Here is a 20,326-nt window from a genome sequence, read left to right on the forward strand (position 1 = left end):
AAATGCTAATAAAATATCAATCACTCTCCTTAACATAAAAGCGACTGTTTCTAATTGCTTCTAAATCGGCTTGTTTACGTGGATTTTCCAGGCTTCTATAGAACTCGAAAAAATCATCGACAGACATGTTCTTTACTACTTCTTTTGTCTTACCTGTTTTTTTAATAATGCAAGCAATCATCGCGTCAATTGTCTCATGATTGCTATTTTTGACCTCATATGAATCAACTTCATAACACTTCCCTAACCACATTTTCCAAACTGTGAAATACTTTACTCCATCCTCTGTATATTTCGTTCGATAAGTTAGCGGTATTAATTGCTTCAGATACCATATAATTTTCATTTTTCATCCTCCTCTTAATTTTTTCCATACAAAAAGCCACCTAAAAAGGTGACTAAATTTTCACATATAATATTTCAACATTATCTATTCCTGTCGCTCAGATGACAGTCTTTGATATTCTTCAATAAATGGTTTTAACATTTCTCGTTCCGCTATTTCAGTTAAAAAAGCTATCCTATCCACTTTTTCTTCAGAGATGGTATGTATTACATTAATTTTTTTCTTGGTGTTAGTCATAATTATACCCCCCTTGTACCCTATAAAAATTCAGAAAAGGTGAAAATCAATAAATCTCCCTCGACCAAAACTCTACTAGTGCTTTTTCAACCTTATCTTGATTTTTATTGGTGAATGTTATGTGCACCTTTATCTCATTATTAGAAATATCTATGAGGTGTGACTCTCCATATTCTCCTTCATGAACATCATACCAACGATCATAGAAATATAGCTGTTTATTCTCCATCTTAAACCCCTCCTACTCACTATTAACGCATGATCAGGAAGGTTATTTCAATGGAAATTTATCCAAATAAAAAGACACCCCAAAACGGATGTCTACTAAATCATTGTCTTTAGTTGGTTTGTTTTTGTTCAAAATGTTCTAACAGTAAATCCCACGCTTCAATAAAACAGATAAACATTACCACATAATTAACATCGTATAAGTTCGTTACATAACCCATACCTAAAGTAAAATACCATATACCTTTTACTAGTTTATAACCTCTTCTTTTCCACAAATACGTTAGCCATCTAAAAGGTATATATGCAAAAAAAGAAAATGGCAATATTTTTAAACCAATATCTATAAGAAATTGACCGATATCTTCCAAAACTATCACCTCAATGATAATTTTACCATAAGAATACTTGTCACTATCTTTTAAAATTACTATATACAAAAAGACACCCTGATTGGATGTTAAAGAAATTCTCTATATTCTTTTATACATTCCGGAATACCCGTTTTAAGTTCGTCTTTATCATATGGTAAACCTAGTTTTTTCTTTAACAAATTGTATTCCTTCACTAAAGTTACAACAAAATTTTCAGTATTTTCTTTTTCGTAATCAGCAAATTGAGCAGCATAATTTACCCATGCATCAATTAATTCATTAGAACTATACCCAGAATGGTTAAGGAAAAACGTCTCCATATATTCCCGACTTTGATATTCTTTATCAACACTCCCTAGTAACAGTTTTTTACTTGACAAAGAAAATTCCTTGACTAAACTTATTCTTATACAAATGAGACTATACATTGGAGCATATAACGTTTTAAGTTGTTCTCTTTTTCTATTTCTACTCTCTTTAACAGGTGTAACAACAAAATGATTTAGAACTGCAATAAACAATGCAACTGACGCTGATATCAAAATACTAATAATTTTAAAATCCATAGTTAATCACCTCAGGCCTAATTGTACCACACGATATTACACCTGATTCATGTAAATTTATTAGAAATGTAAAAGACCCCACAATTTAATGTGAGGTCTTGCTAAGTATCATTATATTAGTTGCATAATGGGTTAGTTAGATAATTCTTAGCTACAAAGTTCAATATTAGCAACTTTCATGACGTTAATCATGTACCCGTAGGTATCGCCCTCAATCCCTTACGCAACTATAATAATACCATTATATATTATACTTAGTCAACAAAATTATGTGAATATTTTTATTTCTATTTTTCCAATTTAGGTATTACTTTAACCCCAAATTTTTCTCTTTTCATTATACTTCCATCATACCGCGAAACTCTTATAGGTTCATACAAGTTAAATCGATGTTTTTTCTTATTTCCTACTTTTCTAACAATATTATTCGGTATGAAATCAGCTATTTGAAGACCAGCAACATTTTCACTTTTGTTTGGAAACCTCAAATCAATTATATGTTTTTGAATTGCTTCAGGACTTATATACATTGTACCCATTAGTTCAATATGATTAAACCGTCTTCTCATAATATTGTTAGCCTTTTCTTCTACAGCTTCATAAAAGATAACACCTTCTGCTTTTCTTGACCTTAAGAAATGACAGAAATTTTCTAATATTACCTGCATAATTATTAATTGCTTATCTGGTAGGATATAATCATCATAGTGTTTATAAATTTCCTTCTCAACTATACAACCACCAATTACAGTAACCTCATGCTTTCCAACTATATTTTCTAACCCATTGTACAAAACATTTGATGTTCGGTTATGTTTAAATATATGATAAATAGGATCTATTTCATTTAATTTAAACTTATTATTTCTATTTTGCGCAAATCTTATATCCTTTTCGTGAAGAATATATTTATTATTATTTATTGCAACAGACCCCCATATTTGTTCTTTCATACTGTTAATTTCTTTTGCTAGAACATTGTTATGAACATCTTCTTTAACAATTATTCCAGCAATACAAAAGATTTTATTTTTACCATTTGTATGTGTTTCACTTTCATCTAAGTATAAATGATATCTGTCAGACATTAAGTAATCCCCCAATCACTCTTACTCAATTCGACATAATCAGAGGATATTCCTTTATTTCTAACATTGTTCATTTAATTTTTTTATTCATCTATGGGGTATCCAAAATGGTACTTTAGTAATATGATGACCTCACTCGGATTCGAACCGAGAATGTCGTTCCCATAACAGGAACCGTATATGTCCAGTTTAATGCTATGAGGTCGCTATGTATTTAAGCAAATACTAATGATTTAGAATGAAACTCAGGGTCAACTGAAGAATATGTATAAAAACTTTGAACATCACTCAATGCAAAATAGCCTAAATATTTACCCTCTTCATCATAAAATGTTATTGATTCATTCGATACATAAACACTAGAAACATCTTCAATTATAACAATCGTTTTTTCTCTTTCTATCATATAATTCATTTTTATCTTCTCCTTTTATTTTATATTATTATCCCATTAAAAACTTAACTTTCTCTTCCATGATATCTATTATCTGCTCTAAATTCTTATCAACGATGCCATCCTTCGCTCTCAAAATAACATGAAACTTTTTCTTCTCACCATCCACTAAACAATTCCCTCTGAAGCCGAATTGACTATCTAAAGCATCATTAATAGACGTAAGGTTAATACACTCTACAGTCTTCTTAACAGCTTTAATCTTGTTGTATTCAATTGATCTAGGATGCGTTACCCATCGCTTACCATTAATTATTTGGCTAATTGCTGGCTGACTGACTCCCATTATCTCTGCTATTCCTGTGTGCTTATATCCTGCTTCGGCTAAATCAAATATCTTTGTAATATCATGATAATCTAATCCACTTTTACCCTTGCCATTTGAGTGTGATTGTGATATATTTAATTTGGATAAGTCTTTCTTTATAGGCTTTAAATGTAATGGAGTTTTAGATTTGCCGACCTTTGCTCCGTTTTTTTGTGCGTGTTGTGTATTTTCTTTATTTGTTATCCACTCAAGATTATCGATATGACTTTTTTGCTTAATTAAATTTCGATGATTCACTATGTAACCTTCTTTATAACCATCAATAAAAGCAAGTCCAATTAAACGATGCATGTAACATTTTAACGTGCCATTATCAGTAACTAAATTATAACGATAATACTTATCCTTTTGACTGTTTATGCAAGGTTTTAAATATCTGTTCTTTAACATATCGAATACGTTCGCATAACCGTCAATAAATAAATGAATCTCATATTTTTCTAACACGTCTTCATGACCAACCAACTCATTAACTTTTTTTCTATCAACTATCTCAAATTGACTACGATAATCCTCTAAGTAAAACTCTGCCATTGTGAAGTCAATCATTATCATCAGCTACCACTTGAACAACGATTCTTGCATTATCCCAGTTATCTGTTGAGCATCTTCCACAACCAAACTCTGGATCTAAGACATTATCACGCTCTAGATAATCTTTGCAAACGCTACACCAAAAACCACCATGACTTATAACCTTTTCATTCTTATACTCTGCTTTTATAGAGACATCTATCTCTTGTATGTAGAAATCAGTCCACTTTATAGATTCTAATGTACACAATTTTTCACATGTTATTTGATAAAAATGATCTGTAAAATAATGATCTCCAGCATTAGCACTTTTAATAAATTCATCTGCATACTCCGAATATTCTTCACCATAAAATTCTCGTATGTTTTGATCATACTTCTGCTGCAACTCGTAGTTATCTAAGTCACTTTTAAAGTCCCAAAAGTTTTCATTTATACTAAAATTGGTTGAGTCATCATTCACATACTCTCTGAAGTCTGGATTAAGACATTCTTTACTTGCATATTCAATAATTATAGCAGCTCTAGCCTCTTACTTAGAATCAGCACATACAGCAAACACATTTTCTACATTATCCTCTTCAATTCCTACATATAATTTCATCTTCTTTTAATCTCCCTTATTTTATCTCATTTCTCCTAATAACTTCATCTCTTAAAATTATCTCTTTCTGCTCCAACAGCACATCAATCTTCATTTGCAAGTATTCCACCATCAACTCTACTGTAGCTTCCTTCTCTGCTATACCAGATGAAAAATGCTGAAACAAATTCTGCACATACTCATTTAATTTTAATCTTTCTTGCTCAACTTCTTCTTCTAACATCTTTCTAATATCATTTATTTTCATTGGTCAACATCCCTTTATGCTGCGAATTTACGTCTCAATTTAACAAAAAATCCTTATTGGTTAACATTAAATTTTCCCACTTCCTTATAATCCTCAATTATTTTTCTATATTCATCCAATCTTGCTGGAGCAGGATTAACTAACCCATGCTCAATTTGACTCAAATAAGACACTGATATATCCATTACTTTCGCAATTTTAGTCAGCGTTAATTTCTTTCGTTCTCGTTTTATTTTCATTAACTCTCTTTCTGATATTTCCACAATCACCCACCATCCTTTTTATTTATTATTTTATTTCAAGTTAATTTTTTAAGTTAAAAAAAGTAGTGATCAGCCTATGGGTTAGACGATCACTTTAAGAAGAAAATCGCAAATGCATTTAAAATAACACTTGATATGCTAAATTAAATACAATGAAGGTTAAACCTCTTTTAAACTTTTAATCAATTTAAGAGCTTAAAAGAGAAAAGGAAACAGTGCAGGATTACCGCACCATTTCCTTTTGGTCAATACTGACCGAGATAGCCCGACTAGGCAGGAGAACCTGTCGGGACAATGAACCAATTAGTAAAATTAAATGTTTAAATTAAAACTGAATAAAAATAAACATGAAACACGATGCATAGGAACTAAAAAGCTCCATTTAAAAACCCTCGAAAAGGTGCTTAAATCAAACTTTTTAATTATTTTACATTTATCAGTTGCTTTACTTTTATGGTTATGTTATGATATTATTGAGGGTAAATATATTCAAATTTTAATAAAAATATAAAAAGAAAAGCTACTCAGTCCTTTTGACCCTATGACCTTTTGCTTCTCCCCTTATAGCGACTTATCTATTTTTTATGGATTTCTTTAATAACACCGTTATAACAACATTATCTGACAGTCTGTTATTTTGTGTCCGAAGTTTGTTTTTCTCTTTCCTTCTTTTTTCTCTTGTTATCTACTTTTCTATCTTCCTTCACTTTGCATTCATCACACAAAACCTTGGTCTTATTCACTTTTCTGAATCTAGTCTCACATTTTGTACATTGATCGGTTTGATCAGCTAGATTAAACTCTAAGTTGCGTAACAACACATCACCAAATGATTTCCACAATGTTGTTTTTTTACTATTTGGCTTCTTAGTGTACAAGTGTTCTACCAACATATCAACTACTGCATCTTCATCATTGTTAATCTCCAACAATGCTAATCTTATTTCATCAAATACAGCCAAGTTTGTCATGTTAGTTGTGTCTCCCTGTAGTTTTAACTGCTTATCAAGTTTCTGTTTCTTCTTACCATTCAACTCATCATACTTATCAATGACTTTTTGATCAATTTTCATAACTTTTTTCTTCTTTATAAGAAATCTATAGTCAAAATTGTCTGCGATTTTTGAGAAATGTATTTTTTTCTTTTCTATTATGTATTCCAGTTTATCTACTGTACTAAGATTATCCATATATACTTTCTTTTCTTCCAAGCTCATTTCTTCTATTAACTTAATATCTTTAACAGGATTAATTTGTTTATCACTTTTATCTTTTGCATATTTAAAGAAATGAGCCAGCTTACCGTTTGTCAATTCCCTGATCTTCACCTTAACATCAGGTGGAACGGTCGGCATCCAAAGAGTCTTGCAGAAGTCTATAATTGCATTGTTTACGAAACAAAGCTGCTTAATCGTTTCCTCGTCAATCTTATCTTTAGGTAAGTTCCAGATTTTACTGATTGAGTTACTTACCTCCCCTATATTTTTTGAGTAAGCTGCCACCAAAGAGTTATAAATATTTATAGGTTCAATCGTTTCTTTCTTAGCGGTAGCCAATTCATAATCCAAAGGTACGATACCCTTCATGTTTCTTTTAGCCATAAATTTAAAAGCTGGACTACTTATGATATGAGCCTCATCTCCATCTACATCGAACATCAATTGCTTGCTGATAGGATCATGTATGCTGGTGTAAATGCAGTTAGTGACAAACCATTTATTAGTTTTATCATTACGCTTGTTTTGTCTCACACAATGCTCTTTAAATAAATGTGGGCTCCTTAGCACGTCAAGACTTTCCTCATTATATAATTTACAACTAACTTCACCATTTTTTAATAATCCTTTTGGTTTTTCTATATTCATAAACAGCCACTCACAAAAGGCATATAAATCAGGTGCAATAAATGTTCTTTTGCTTTTATCTAGTAACAATTTACCAGCTTTAGCATCCTTAAACATACTATCACGGGTATTTCTGATTGATTCTTTACTATATTGATCATTTAACAATTCTGGATAAATAGTTAATGCTTTTTGGAAGTTGTCTTTTTTCGATTCATCTTTATTTACTCCTAAAATCCTTAACATTATATCCTTGTCCTGACCAACTTTAGCTATATCTTTATTTGTTCGCGCTGCTAGTATTTTCATTTCATCGGTTGTCGCATCGGTGAGCGTTTGGATCGTCTGATAGTTGACAGGCTTATCAATGAAATTAGTCTCCTCTTCCTTACAGATCACAAACTCGCAACCTTTTTTGAATGCTTCCTTATACTCATCCCAACTAGAATAATATTTGGCAAGTTTGAATTGTGATTCGGTGAATATATATTGAATATCTTCTTTAATTACATTCCATTCTTTTTTGTATATATCCATTACAATAGGACTCGCATCTTCATGGCTATTTATAAAATCAACATAGTTAAAAGGAATAAGTAACCCTTTGAAATGTGGCATCCTAAATTGAGTGGCTTTATCCATTACACTAGGTAACACGATACCAGCACCATCTAAATGTTCAATTTCAATACCATCTTTAATGCGATCAACTTTAAATGTTTTCTTGTCAATGTGATCCACTTCTATATCCTTCAATGTTGTGGCAAAATCCTTTACTACAATTGCCTTATCAATATCAAAACCTTCAAAAGGAATACTACTTGTCATGCAAAGCGCTAAATATGCGTTAAATTTATTAATATTAATACCATACTCGATATTGCCATCACTTTTTTCGAATTTTCTATTATTAATTTTATCCTTATCTAATCCACACCAAATCTTCTTTTTAAATTCTGTTTCTTCTTCGTCACCTTCTACTCCATCTACTACACTCGTTTTAACAAATATTGATTTTTTATTGCGAATCATCCCAGCACTTGAGGTGAAATACTGATAATGTTCTCCATCTTCATTAACAAAACCATTTTCAATTAAACTTTTAAAGATAGTGTAGTGATATGCTCTCACCATTATAATATCAGTCGTTGTTTCCTTTTCTTTTATATTTAAAGTCCGAGTCAAACTTGAATCGAACTGTGAAATTTTATTGGTATTGGTAAGCATTTTACTACTAAGTGTTCGATTACCTTCATGTGCGCCTAACAATTTATTTAATTTTACCTTCAACTTATTAATACTGTCGCTGACATTTCTCTTTTCTTCAATAGAAGTTTCTTCTAATTCTTTCAATCGATTCTTTTCAGTATGTAAATCCATTAATTCATTATGTACGACTTGTTCCTCTTCATTGTGAAATGCATCTGTGCTTATAGAATATAAATAAATCTGTTTTTGATTTTTCATTTGTTAATCTCCTTTGTTTTTAATTTTAAACAAACTGTAATGCTCCCTGAGACAAAGTAAGGTCATAAAGTCTATCGACGTTTATCACCTTCTGTTCCTTGCCAGCAAGTAACAAATTATAACTCTTTACACCTTTTAACCAATTATCAAAAAGAAACTAATTGTCAGACAACTTATGTAACCTTACTCTACCAACTGTTACAGCAATAAGTGTAACCCAGCCTTATTATATAAATGTAAGATGTAATTTAGGTTATACTTTTACAGAATACTTATTTAACTGGTTAAAGAAGAAAGGTGTAGTTTACTAAACCTTATTTACTCTTCGTGATGGTTACACTTTTTCTAAATAATGATAATTGAGCGTTTATTGCTTGATTCTTTTATTTGATATGTATTCTTTAAATTTATAAAACTAGGATTCATCGCTACTTGTTTATGCCAATTGGTGATAGCAAACTCTTTCTTTAAATCTGACTTCGTGACTTCTTTTTCATTGCAGATTAATAAGTATTCTGATACAAGTTCACCTTTGCTTACAATTTTATTTTCTTCTTGTTTCTTCTTCTTTTCTTCAACAAATTTAAGAGTATGGAGATTCTCTTGCGGCAAAATAGCACCATTCATTTCTTGTAAAACAGTATGTATTAACTCTTCGTCACTAACTACTATGTGGAACGTACCTAAAGGCTTTGCAGTACGTTGAATACGTTTAAGTGACTGATATACCTCTGACCTGACATAACCTCTGTGTAAATCATTGAATACGCTATTTTTAAACCTTCCATTCTTGATATTTAATTTCCGTTGTCCAATTGATTGACTTTTATACTGCATGTAATGAATAGGGTAATGATTCATAGGTAAATTCGGAGTAGTTAAGAGCCATATATTATCGAAAACTCTAAACTCATTCCGTCCAACTAAATTTCCATACCAGCTAATTGCAAATGATTGATCATTATAGTCAAGATCTTTATCCTTATCCTTTTTATCAGTCCACACACAATCCTCTGAGACGTGTTCATGTAGCATGAGTGCAACATCATCAGCTAAATCTCTGTAGCCTATAAGCAATGTCTTTTGACCATCACCTGAAGCAGACACAGCCTTTTCAATGATTTCTTTTAGGTAAACATCCTTATCTTTTTTTACATTAGTTTTGGAGGTATTAAACTTATACATGTGAAATTCTGATTGACTGTGATTGATAATCTTTTCCATGTTAATAATCTTAAATTTTGATTTATTCACCTTGTACACACCATCTAAATTAGCTGAAGCATCTAAGATAATGTTATTACCTTCTAATCCCCAGTAACCTTGTCCTGAATTATTGGTTGCTATGTTATGGTAGTTATAGATATTCATATTTTCATACCAATTCGGTAAACCATTGCACAATGCTTCAATTAAATTACGATCTTTTGTGGTTAATGTGTTAATTTTTATAAAGCCATTTAGATATTCAATCAACTCTTCTACTTGCTGACTACAATCAAACCTAATCTTGGCTACTTGCCTATATTTCTTTTCTTTGTTCATTTCATTTATGTATTGAGTTAATGGTTCACAAACACTGTCTAACAGTTTCCTATAATCAATATCAATAATTTCTCTAACTTTAGAATATAGACTGTCACGATAAATCAAAGGTTGGAATTGTATTTTTTCATCAATGATTAAAATTTCTCTCCCTTCGGTAAATTGTTTTCGTGATAGTTCATTGCTGCTTAAATTTATGTATCTTGCATGTGATATAAAAATAGCCTGAACATTCTTTAATTCTTCTAAGTGACTTTGCCAGTATTCTTTCCAATTATCCCGATCAACAGCAACTGCTTCATTTCCACAAAACCAGTTGGTATTATTTATAAAATCTGCTGAGTGTTTAGCTTCTGAATTAAACTTTTTAACAACAAGAAATTTCTTTGAATTAGGATTAAAAGCATTATCTTCTATGTATGACTTTATGATTGAATCAGTATATCGACTTTTACCTACACCAGCTTCTAGACCCAACACTTTAAATTGGTTAGTTCCAGTTGGATAATTAAACAATTCATCTTTTTGGACAATATCATTCGTTAAATATTCCATTTGTTAAATTACGCTCCTTCCCTATACTCCTTTATCGCATTAGTTAAATCAGTTGACTCGTTGAATAAAAACACATTTCTCCCTGTTCCATTTCTATCATTCTGCAATTTCAATATTACGAATCCCTTTTGCATTAAAAAACCCGCTAATTTCATTGATCTGATAACATACATTTCTTTTTAATCTCCCTCATTTATTAATTTGATATAAATATTCATGCACGTTAGACTGTCTTAAAACCTCACATGGCTGCTTCCGTTGCAACAGAGACAAGTAATCTATCACACTATCCCAATCACTTTCAAAGCTTCCTAAGCCACTACTGAACACCTCTTCCCCAAGCTTATCAATTGCAAATACACGATCATTCTCCATTTTAATTAAATATGATTCTTTCAATTGCTCACCTCCTTTCAATTTAAATTTGACATATCAGCTTAATGTCCATATAATAAGTATTATAGAGTCAAAGTTAGTATTATAGGTTATTTCTAAACTTTTTTAGTAAAAGGTATAATTAAAAAGAGTTTACTCATACAAAGTCCATAGCAATATGATCGTAGTCCACTCGTTCAGTGATATTATTCTCCTCATATTCCTTTTGCTCTTTTCTTAAAAACTCAACAAACTTCTCTTCTAGATTATTTTTGTATACGAAATCACTAAAGAAACTATAAGTACTTTCCTCTTCAAGTTGAGCTAATTCCTTTTCATGAATCATTTTCGCTAATTGATTTTTAAATACTTTTTCCATTTTAATCATTCTCCTTCCCATCATAAATTTGATCGATAATATCAACTACTTCAGCTATTTTTTCTTCCTTCATTACCCAAGGAATATCAATAGTAATATGCAACATTTATTCATTCTCCTTTTCTATCATATATTTGTTCGATGATATCTAATATTTCGTCTAAATTCTCATCCTTGATTCCACAAGGAATATCAATGTTAATATGCAACATTATTTACCTCTCCTCCTTTTATAATTTGGCGTAAAATATTTCACACACATACAATATAGATCTTGTTAAATAAACATGAAAATATTTGTAACTTTTTAAAAAATTATGTAAATTTGTAACTCTAGGATGCACTGCTGTATGGACTAAATAACGAACAAACAGCTATCGTCATTGTCCATTTCTAAATCCCAATTAGTTAGAATATATCGGAGGGTTCTAGATCCTTGCAAGTTTTTTTTGTCATAAATTTCAACGCAAGACAACCCTAGCTTTTCAATTAAGTCCATATGACTATCACTAACTGGTTCTTGGAAGTGCTTTTCCAAAGCCAATTTTTTGTTGTCTTTAGCTAACTCTATAAAACTATCTCTACTAATCTTATTTACATACCGTTTAAAACTCTTATACATTAAAATGCTTTCTATTATACTTTCTGTACAGTACCAATCTTTAAACTCTTGTAATTCTTCCTCCGATTTAATCAAGAAGCAAAATTGATCCATGTGTATCTGAGACCTTACCCCTAAATCCCTTGCTGTCTGTTTACGTTCGACTGTAGATATTATCATTTTTAATTGCCCCTTTTTAATAGTATTTTTTGTTGTAACCAATTAATTTTACATTATCTCCTTCAAACAATTCCATTGCTTGCTGCTTTACTTCTTCCGTTGACAATTCTGTTTCACTCTCCAAAATTCTTATGCATCGCCAGTTATCAACTTCTGCCAAAATTTCATAAATGTAGTTTCTAAACCCGAACATTCGCATACCTCCTTCTATTAAAGTTAAAATATTATCAGATTCAATTTAGACAGCCCTCTCGTTCCTTTCTCGTCTTTTGTGGTTCGTTCGAGCATGATTGCTCATTGTTGAGTTTAATTACACATATGATGATATACGGCTTAAATACGTTGAACCACCTCCTTTAAGATTTTATTTAATATGTATGTATTATTGTTGCTCGATCCAATTAAGTAAGTAATTTTTCGTGGCATTGGCAGGGAAATACCATTTTGACCTGATTTTTTTCTTCGGAAAATCATCGTTATAAAAAAATGTGTTTTTCATGGTGTTCAAACATAAACTTGTCTGTCTTTCCAACTCTTTGATATCCCAAAATAATACTTCGTTATCTAGCTTACTGATGTGTTTTTCTAATTCAACTAGATACATTTTCTTTACTTCATTTTCATCTAATTTAATTTCTAACAATTTTTATCCTCCTTTCAATTTATTTTATATCATATGGTTTCATGAACCTTGAATTAATAATATCATGTCATTTCATGCATTGCAACCCCTAATCGAGAAGTATTTAATTAATATTTCTGTTACTTTACAAAATTTATTGATTAATTTCGTGAAACTATGTGCTATAATATGAAAAGTGATGATTATATAGGAGGTTTTTTATTTGGTACGTGAGTATTACTTAAATTTTAATGGGACAATCGGTGACTTCATTAAACAGCATAGGAAAGCAAAAAAAGTTAACTCAGTAGATTTAGCAAAAAGGTTAGGCAAAGCAAACGCTTATGTTTCTCAAATCGAAAACGGGCACAATAAAAAGCCTGATTTCGAAATGCTATATAAAATTTTTTTACAGATTGGAATAGAACAAGATCGAATAGAGGATTATCTTGAGCATTTTGGATTTATTTCACCCGAGAGAGAAGAAGCTGAGCTGCAAAGGGCTATCGACATGCAAAACATTTCAGCTGAAGAAGCTGAAGAAATGGAGAAACAACAAGAGAAAGCAGATGAGGAATTCTATAATAAGATGGAACGATATTCCAAAGATCCTGATTATTTAGAACATCAAGTTGATAAGCAAGTAAACAAAATAAAAGACCCCAGAGATTTGGAAGTAACTGGTGAAAGAAGTGAAATCATTCAGTCCAACCTTGAAAAAATCAACTCTCTTCTATATAGAGCTGCAATGGATAAGAATAATAGAGGGTTTGATTTTGTCAGCAATTTAGAAACATCCTTTAATGCAATGTCGAAAGATAAAAACCTGTATAAATTTTTGATACATTTATTCGATAGTGATCTAAGCGTTTTAGATGAAGCAAGTATGATAAAAATAATCAATGTAGTGTATGGTGAAGTCAATCGAAGAAAAGGCCAAACATCACCTTGGGGAATCGATCCAGAAGATATTAAAAGTGAAATCAACAAACTATAACTAGGAGATGGAACATAATGGCAACTTTTAGAGAAATGCCAAGTGGTAAATGGCAGGCTAGGGTATACAGAAATGGAAAGTATGAAAGCATTGGTACTTTTAGCACCAAAAAGGAAGCTGAAGTAAAATCAGGAGAAATCGAGAGACAAATATACTTCAATGAAACACCTACTGATCGTCATGTTTTGTTCCAAGTTGTCATCGATGATTGGTTTAAATTAAAAACACAGACGGTTAAATCAACCACTCTCGATCAATTAGAAGTAGTAAAAAGAATTCATATTGAGCCTTTTTTCGCGCAGCGTAAACTTTTTCAAATAACGAGAACTGATATTAACACATGGATCAAGTTTTACGAAGATATGAAAGACAACCAGGGTAATGCAAAATACTCGCACGGTGCAAGACAAAGATACCTTTCTACACTTAAAGACATTTTTAATCATGCTGTTTTTGAGATGGAAATACTTAATAAGAACCCATCCGCAAAGATTCAAGTTCCATCAAGAGGTAAAGTGGCAATAAAAAAGGATATTAAATATTATAATCTTACCGAGTTGAATATTCTGCTTGAATTCTTAAATAACTATGAGCCACCACGATTTAAAGATTATAAAATATATTTCATTTTAGTTTATTTTTTATCTCGAACAGGTCTAAGAATAAGTGAAGCATTAGCTTTAAAATGGAGCGACATTGAAGGAAATCGTATTAATATCAATAAACAAACATCTCGAAACGATCAAAACCAACTCGAAATTACAACTTTAAAAACAGTTTCTTCATATAGAAATATAGAAATCGATGATGATACTACTGAAATCTTAATGGGATTTAGAAAGCTACAGAATGATTTAATATTAGAACACAAAGGTTTTAAAAGGAACAAGGATATGATTTTATTTCAGACTTACAATGGTAATTATCTAACACCATCTTCAATTAGAGAAACTTTGCAAGATTATTGTTTTAGAGCTGGCGTTGAATATAAAGGTACTCATTCCTTTAGACACACACATGCGGTCATGGCACTGGAAGCAGGTGCGGATCTATTATACATTTCAAGAAGGTTAGGGCACGGTTCAATTTCTACAACAGAAACCAATTACCTGTCGGTAACAGAGCAATATGAATCGGGCGAATTAAATAAAATTGCCAACCATTTAAACTATAACATGGCACAAACATGGCATAAAGGAAAAACACAAAAATAAACCCTCGCCACTAAATCAATAGCGACAAGGGTTTAAGGTTTTTAACCAATTGAGCCTTCCATTTCAAAGCTGATTAGACGGTTCATTTCTACGGCATATTCCATAGGCAATTCTTTCGTAAATGGTTCAATGAATCCCATTACGATCATCTCAGTCGCTTCTACTTCGGAAATACCACGACTCATTAGATAGAAAAGTTGTTCTTCTGATACTTTAGAAACTTTCGCTTCATGCTCTAATGAAATATTTTCATTAAGAATTTCATTATAAGGAATAGTATCAGATGTTGATTTATTATCCATGATTAACGTGTCACATTCAATGTTTGAACGTGCTCCGTGTGCTTTTCGTCCAAAATGAACAATACCACGATACGTCACTTTTCCACCTTGTTTTGAAATGGATTTCGAAACAATTGTTGATGACGTATTTGGAGCTAAGTGGTGCATTTTCGCTCCAGCATCTTGGTGTTGCCCTTTACCTGCAATAGCAATTGAAAGGGTCATACCACGAGAACCTTTACCTTTTAAAATAACAGCTGGGTACTTCATTGTTAATTTAGAACCAATGTTTCCATCTACCCACTCCATTGTTGCATTTTCATCACAAATTGCACGTTTTGTTACAAGATTATAAACATTATTAGCCCAGTTTTGAATCGTTGTATAACGGCAATACGCATCTTTTTTAATAAAGATTTCTACAACAGCACTGTGTAGTGAGTTAGTTGTATATGTTGGTGCTGTACAACCTTCTACATAGTGTACGGAAGCACCTTCATCTACGATAATAAGTGTACGTTCAAATTGACCCATATTTTCTGAGTTAATACGGAAGTATGCTTGTAATGGTGTATCGACCTTAATACCTTTAGGAACATATATAAATGATCCACCAGACCATACAGCAGAATTCAATGCTGAAAACTTATTATCTGCAGAAGGAATAACTTTACCAAAATATTGTTTAAACAGATCTTCATTTTCTTTCAATGCAGAATCCGTGTCTTTAAAAACAATACCTTTGTCAGTTAATTCTTGTTTCAAACTGTGATAAACCACTTCAGATTCATATTGAGCAGAAACACCAGAAAGATACTTCTGTTCTGCTTCTGGAATTCCTAATTTATCAAAAGTGTTTTTGATCTCTTCAGGTACTTCATCCCATGTTCTCTCAGAACGTTCTGATGGTTTTACGTAATACGTAATTTCATCAAAATTCAATTCAGCTAGATCTCCACCCCATTGTGGCATAGGCATTTTATAAAATTGTTTTAAAGCTTTCAAACGGTAGTCTAACATCCATTGGGGTTCTTCTTTCATGTTCGAAATTTCTTCCACAACTTTTTGTGTTAACCCTTTTTCAGTTCGGAAGATTGAAACATCACGATCATGAAACCCATATTTATATTCTCCGACTTCCGGTGCGTTTTTAGCCATTATTAAACCCCTCCTGTTCAAGTAGTTTGCTTAACTAAACTAGAAAATAAGCATTTGCTAATTTCAACGTTATGCTTCCTCTTGTTCTTTAATACCTTTTTCCATTGCCTTCCAAGCTAATGTTGCGCATTTAATTCGTGCAGGAAACTTTGCAACACCTTGAAGGGCCTCTATATCACCAAATTCATGTTTCTCTGTGTCAACATCTTTTCCTAACATCATGTCAGAAAACATTTGTGACATTTCTAATGCTTCGTTTACTGTTCTTCCTTTAACAGCCTGTGTCATCATTGATGCAGATGATAAGCTAATAGAACAACCTTCTCCGTCAAATTTAGCATCTTTCACTTGATTGTCTTCTACTAAAAGATGCAATTGAATTCGATCACCGCAGGTAGGGTTATTCATATTAATTGTTAATGACTCTTCTTCAAATGAACCACGATTTCGCGGATTTTTATAATGATCCATAATTACCTGACGATATAATGTTTCCAGATTATCAAAAGACATCACCAAAAAACTCCTTCGCTTTATTTAACCCAGTAACGAAACGATCCACGTCATCAGTTGTATTATATAAATAAAAACTTGCACGAGCAGTTGCTGTGACTTCTAACCACTTCATTAGCGGTTGTGCACAATGATGCCCTGCACGTACTGCTATACCTTCAGCGTCTAATACTGTTGATGTATCGTGTGGATGAACATCATCTAGATTAAACGTAATTAATCCAGCACGTTCTTTTGGACCATATGTTGTTAAACCATCTATTGTGCGAATTTGTTCCATTGCATACGTAACAATTTTATTTTCATGTGCTGTAATTTCATTTAAACCAATATCTTGTAAGAAATCAATCGCTGCGCCTAAACCAATTGCACCTGCAATGATCGGTGTACCAGCCTCGAACTTCCAAGGCAAGTCCTTCCAGGTTGAATCGTAAAGATTAACAAAATCAATCATCTCTCCACCAAATTCTACTGGTTCCATTCTTTCAAGTAACGCTTTCTTACCATACAATACGCCTATACCTGTTGGACCACACATTTTATGACCTGAAAATGCATAAAAATCACAATTAATATCTGTAACGCTAACTTTCATATGTGGTACTGCCTGTGCACCATCTACAAGTATAACCGCACCATGTTCATGTGCAATTGTAGCAATTTCTTTAACTGGATTAACAGTTCCTAAAACGTTGGATACATGCATTACCGCCACTATTTTAGTCTTACTTGTTATAGTCTGGCGTACATCATCTAATGTGATTGTTCCATCAGACTGAAGTGGTATATATTTTAGTGTAGCACCTGTAGATTTAGCCAACTGTTGCCATGGAATGATATTACTATGATGTTCCATGTAAGTGATAACAATCTCATCACCTTCAGAAAGATTAGTACGACCATAACAGTTGGCAACTGTGTTAATTGATGTAGTCGTACCTCTTGTAAAGATAATTTCTTCTGTTGATTTTGCATCAATAAATCCTCTTACTTTTTCACGAGCGCCTTCATATTTATCAGTTGCACGCGTACCAAGGGTATGAACTCCTCGATGGACATTTGAATTATCTAGACGATAATAAGCATTAATTGCTTCAATTACCTGTAATGGCTTTTGCGATGTTGCAGCAGAATCAAGATATACTAAAGGACTTCCGTTAACGTTTTGATCTAAAATCGGAAATTGTGAACGGACAGCTTTTACATCCATCAGTATACTTTCCTCTCAATAACTTCAGTTAATTGTTCTCTAACTGCTGCAATTGGTATTGCATTAACAACAGGTGCTAAGAAGCCGTGAATTACTAAGCGTTCTGCTTCTCTTTGCGAGATACCTCTACTCATAAGATAATACAATTGAATCGGGTCAACACGACCTACTGATGCAGCATGGCCTGCTGTTACATCATCTTCATCAATTAATAAAATCGGGTTTGCATCTCCTCGTGCATCTTTGCTAAGCATTAAAACACGGGATTCTTGTTCAGCATTTGCTTTTGTACCACCATGTTCAATTTTTCCGATACCATTAAAAATGGCAGAGGCACTGTCTTTCATTACTCCGTGCTGTAAGATAAGTCCTTCTGAACGTTTTCCATAATTGACAATTTTTGCAGTAAAGTTTTGGATTTGATCTCCGCGTCCAACTGATACAGCTTTAGCATAAGAGAAGGAATTATCTCCAATCAAATGCGTTATATTCTCTGAAACCGTATTACCATCATTCATTTGACCTAATGCCCATTCAATCTTCGCGTCACGATAAGCAATTCCACGTCGATTCATATAAACGGTAGTACCATGCGCAAAGTTATCAACAGAACCAAAAGAAATAGAAGCATTGTCATGTGCAATTACTTCTGCTACAACATTTGCAACAGTTTCTTCATCTTTGTTAAAAGAAATATAGTTTTCTACATATGTTAGGGAACTATTTTCTTCTGCTACAACAATAACATGATTAAATAAAGCAAAATTATTATCTTCTTGCCAAAAAATTGCTTGTAGTGGTTCTTCAACAACAACATTTTTGGGCACATAAACAAAAATACCGCCATTCATTAATGCTGCATGTAGAGCTGTTAAACGATTTTCGTCAAATGCAACAGCATCTTTCATATAATATCTTTGAACTAGTTCCGGATATTTTTGTAGTGCAGTGAAAATGTCAGTTAAGATAACACCTTGATCTGCTAATTTATCTGAAACCATTTCATAAGCATTGTATTGATTACGAAGGATGACTAAATTATGATCATCTTTATCCGTATCAACGAATACTTTGATATCATCTGGTAAATCTTTTAACGAATCAAGTTTATTTATTTCAGCTTCTAAATTAAATTTCGTAAAATTCCATTTAGATATATTCGTTTTATCAGGTCTTGGCATCTCCAAGTTCTTAGAAATTTCTAATGCTTGGGTGCGAAATACCTTCATCCATTCTGGTTCGTTTTGTTTTTCAGAAAACTGTTCGATATATTCTTTTTCATATGGTTGCTTCGTTTCAATAGCCATGTAATCCCTCCTTACTATTACGCGTTGTTACCAACGGTTTCTTCTTCAATGCCTAGCTCTTTTTTAATCCAATCATAACCTTCAGCCTCTAAGCGTTTAACTAATTCTGGTCCACCAGACTTAACAACACGTCCTTGCATCATTACATGTACATAATCAGGTGTAACATAGTCTAAAAGACGTTGATAATGTGTAATAATTAGGCAACCAAAGTTTTCATTGCGTAATTTATTAATTCCTTTTGATACAACTTTCAATGCATCGATATCTAATCCAGAATCAATTTCATCTAATATACCAATCGCAGGTTTTAACATCATTAATTGAAGAATTTCATTACGTTTCTTCTCTCCACCAGAAAAACCAGTGTTTAAATAACGTTGCGACATATTTTTATCCATCTCTAAGTAGTCCATTGAACTATCCATTTCTTTAATAAACTTCATTAAAGGAATTTCGTCTCCTTCTGCACGATGTGCATTAACAGAAGAACGTAGGAAATCAGATGTTGTAACACCGCTAATCTCACTTGGATACTGCATCGCTAGAAATAGTCCAGCTTTTGCACGTTCATCAACTTCCATTTCTAAAACATCTTCACCATCTAAATGTATACTACCACTAGTTATTTCATAATTAGGATGCCCCATGATTGCTGATGCCAACGTTGATTTACCAGTACCGTTCGGCCCCATTATCGCGTGGAATTCGCCACCTTTAATCGTTAAATTAACACCTTTTAATATTTCTTGATCTTCAATTTGAACGTGAAGATCTTTAATTTCTAGAATAGATCCTGCCATTTCGAT

General features: G+C 32.3%; 26 protein-coding genes. 2 read left to right on the top strand and 24 right to left on the bottom strand.

Going from position 1 to position 20,326, the window contains the following annotated elements:
- Positions 1–16: 16 nt before the first annotated feature.
- From D2K62_RS10950 to D2K62_RS11025, 19 genes are all read right to left on the bottom strand, one after another.
- Positions 17–346 carry a hypothetical protein gene (locus D2K62_RS10950; RefSeq protein ID WP_117161453.1) on the bottom strand — a complete coding sequence of 110 codons (330 nt, stop codon included), beginning with the start codon at positions 344–346 and terminating at the stop codon, positions 17–19.
- Positions 347–430: 84 nt separating this feature from the next.
- On the bottom strand, positions 431–583 hold the full coding sequence (locus D2K62_RS18780; RefSeq protein WP_157967885.1) for a hypothetical protein: 153 nt from the start codon (positions 581–583) through the stop codon (positions 431–433).
- Between the two features lie 46 nt (positions 584–629).
- Positions 630–812: a hypothetical protein gene (locus D2K62_RS10955; protein WP_117161454.1), complete on the bottom strand. Its 183-nt coding sequence runs from the start codon at positions 810–812 to the stop codon at positions 630–632.
- Between the two features lie 109 nt (positions 813–921).
- Positions 922–1,251, bottom strand: coding sequence for a hypothetical protein (locus D2K62_RS10960; protein ID WP_117161455.1), 330 nt, complete (start codon positions 1,249–1,251; stop codon positions 922–924).
- 20 nt (positions 1,252–1,271) lie between these two features.
- On the bottom strand, positions 1,272–1,751 hold the full coding sequence (locus tag D2K62_RS10965; protein ID WP_117161456.1) for a hypothetical protein: 480 nt from the start codon (positions 1,749–1,751) through the stop codon (positions 1,272–1,274).
- 287 nt (positions 1,752–2,038) lie between these two features.
- Positions 2,039–2,839, bottom strand: coding sequence for a DUF3800 domain-containing protein (locus D2K62_RS10970; protein ID WP_117161457.1), 801 nt, complete (start codon positions 2,837–2,839; stop codon positions 2,039–2,041).
- Positions 2,840–3,053: 214 nt separating this feature from the next.
- Positions 3,054–3,254 (bottom strand): hypothetical protein, encoded by a 201-nt coding sequence (locus tag D2K62_RS10975; RefSeq protein ID WP_117161458.1) that lies wholly within the window; start codon positions 3,252–3,254, stop codon positions 3,054–3,056.
- Between the two features lie 28 nt (positions 3,255–3,282).
- Complete coding sequence (locus D2K62_RS10980) at positions 3,283–4,176, bottom strand: HNH endonuclease (RefSeq protein ID WP_117161459.1); 894 nt, start codon at positions 4,174–4,176, stop codon at positions 3,283–3,285.
- Positions 4,163–4,618, bottom strand: a complete 456-nt coding sequence (locus D2K62_RS10985) for a hypothetical protein (RefSeq protein WP_117161460.1) — start codon at positions 4,616–4,618, stop codon at positions 4,163–4,165. Before D2K62_RS10985 ends, D2K62_RS10980 begins: the two co-directional genes overlap by 14 nt.
- A gap of 157 nt (positions 4,619–4,775) precedes the next feature.
- Positions 4,776–5,006, bottom strand: coding sequence for a hypothetical protein (locus tag D2K62_RS10990; protein ID WP_117161461.1), 231 nt, complete (start codon positions 5,004–5,006; stop codon positions 4,776–4,778).
- Positions 5,007–5,059: 53 nt separating this feature from the next.
- Entirely contained in the window at positions 5,060–5,269 is a 210-nt protein-coding gene (locus D2K62_RS10995; RefSeq protein WP_117161462.1) for a helix-turn-helix domain-containing protein, read from the bottom strand.
- 632 nt (positions 5,270–5,901) lie between these two features.
- The gene (locus D2K62_RS11000) at positions 5,902–8,580 is read right to left on the bottom strand and encodes a hypothetical protein (RefSeq protein ID WP_117161463.1); all 2,679 of its coding nucleotides are present in this window, start codon (positions 8,578–8,580) and stop codon (positions 5,902–5,904) included.
- Between the two features lie 345 nt (positions 8,581–8,925).
- A complete protein-coding gene (locus D2K62_RS11005; RefSeq protein ID WP_117161464.1) occupies positions 8,926–10,680 on the bottom strand; it encodes a hypothetical protein in 1,755 nt (584 codons plus the stop codon).
- 8 nt (positions 10,681–10,688) lie between these two features.
- Entirely contained in the window at positions 10,689–10,853 is a 165-nt protein-coding gene (locus D2K62_RS19470; RefSeq protein WP_369974647.1) for a DUF5659 domain-containing protein, read from the bottom strand.
- A 16-nt stretch (positions 10,854–10,869) separates the two neighbouring features.
- Positions 10,870–11,079, bottom strand: coding sequence for a hypothetical protein (locus D2K62_RS11010; protein WP_117161465.1), 210 nt, complete (start codon positions 11,077–11,079; stop codon positions 10,870–10,872).
- Between the two features lie 133 nt (positions 11,080–11,212).
- Positions 11,213–11,434, bottom strand: a complete 222-nt coding sequence (locus D2K62_RS11015) for a hypothetical protein (protein ID WP_117161466.1) — start codon at positions 11,432–11,434, stop codon at positions 11,213–11,215.
- A 355-nt stretch (positions 11,435–11,789) separates the two neighbouring features.
- Complete coding sequence (locus D2K62_RS11020; RefSeq protein WP_157967886.1) at positions 11,790–12,215, bottom strand: hypothetical protein; 426 nt, start codon at positions 12,213–12,215, stop codon at positions 11,790–11,792.
- Positions 12,216–12,231: 16 nt separating this feature from the next.
- Entirely contained in the window at positions 12,232–12,408 is a 177-nt protein-coding gene (locus D2K62_RS18785) for a hypothetical protein (RefSeq protein WP_157967887.1), read from the bottom strand.
- A 189-nt stretch (positions 12,409–12,597) separates the two neighbouring features.
- Positions 12,598–12,858, bottom strand: coding sequence for a group-specific protein (locus D2K62_RS11025; RefSeq protein ID WP_117161468.1), 261 nt, complete (start codon positions 12,856–12,858; stop codon positions 12,598–12,600).
- A 202-nt stretch (positions 12,859–13,060) separates the two neighbouring features.
- Between D2K62_RS11025 and D2K62_RS11030 the strand changes: the two genes are divergently transcribed.
- Together D2K62_RS11030 and D2K62_RS11035 are read left to right on the top strand one after the other, a co-directional pair.
- Complete coding sequence (locus tag D2K62_RS11030; protein WP_117161469.1) at positions 13,061–13,834, top strand: helix-turn-helix domain-containing protein; 774 nt, start codon at positions 13,061–13,063, stop codon at positions 13,832–13,834.
- 17 nt (positions 13,835–13,851) lie between these two features.
- The gene (locus D2K62_RS11035) at positions 13,852–15,048 is read left to right on the top strand and encodes a site-specific integrase (protein ID WP_117161470.1); all 1,197 of its coding nucleotides are present in this window, start codon (positions 13,852–13,854) and stop codon (positions 15,046–15,048) included.
- 41 nt (positions 15,049–15,089) lie between these two features.
- On the opposite strand, the gene sufB is transcribed toward D2K62_RS11035, so the two are convergent.
- The 5 genes from sufB to sufC form a co-directional block, all read right to left on the bottom strand.
- Positions 15,090–16,487: a Fe-S cluster assembly protein SufB gene (gene sufB / locus D2K62_RS11040; RefSeq protein WP_117161471.1), complete on the bottom strand. Its 1,398-nt coding sequence runs from the start codon at positions 16,485–16,487 to the stop codon at positions 15,090–15,092.
- A gap of 69 nt (positions 16,488–16,556) precedes the next feature.
- The gene (gene sufU, locus D2K62_RS11045) at positions 16,557–17,000 is read right to left on the bottom strand and encodes a Fe-S cluster assembly sulfur transfer protein SufU (RefSeq protein ID WP_112181754.1); all 444 of its coding nucleotides are present in this window, start codon (positions 16,998–17,000) and stop codon (positions 16,557–16,559) included.
- The gene (locus tag D2K62_RS11050) at positions 16,990–18,210 is read right to left on the bottom strand and encodes a cysteine desulfurase (protein ID WP_117148918.1); all 1,221 of its coding nucleotides are present in this window, start codon (positions 18,208–18,210) and stop codon (positions 16,990–16,992) included. The genes sufU and D2K62_RS11050 overlap by 11 nt, the downstream gene beginning before the upstream one ends.
- Positions 18,210–19,517 (bottom strand): Fe-S cluster assembly protein SufD, encoded by a 1,308-nt coding sequence (sufD, locus tag D2K62_RS11055; RefSeq protein ID WP_117148919.1) that lies wholly within the window; start codon positions 19,515–19,517, stop codon positions 18,210–18,212. The genes D2K62_RS11050 and sufD overlap by 1 nt, the downstream gene beginning before the upstream one ends.
- 17 nt (positions 19,518–19,534) lie before the next feature.
- The gene (gene sufC, locus D2K62_RS11060; protein WP_112181757.1) at positions 19,535–20,320 is read right to left on the bottom strand and encodes a Fe-S cluster assembly ATPase SufC; all 786 of its coding nucleotides are present in this window, start codon (positions 20,318–20,320) and stop codon (positions 19,535–19,537) included.
- Positions 20,321–20,326: the final 6 nt, after the last annotated feature.

The sequence above is a fragment of the Paraliobacillus sp. X-1268 genome (assembly GCF_003426095.1).
Taxonomy (GTDB): domain Bacteria; phylum Bacillota; class Bacilli; order Bacillales; family Amphibacillaceae; genus Paraliobacillus_A; species Paraliobacillus_A zengyii.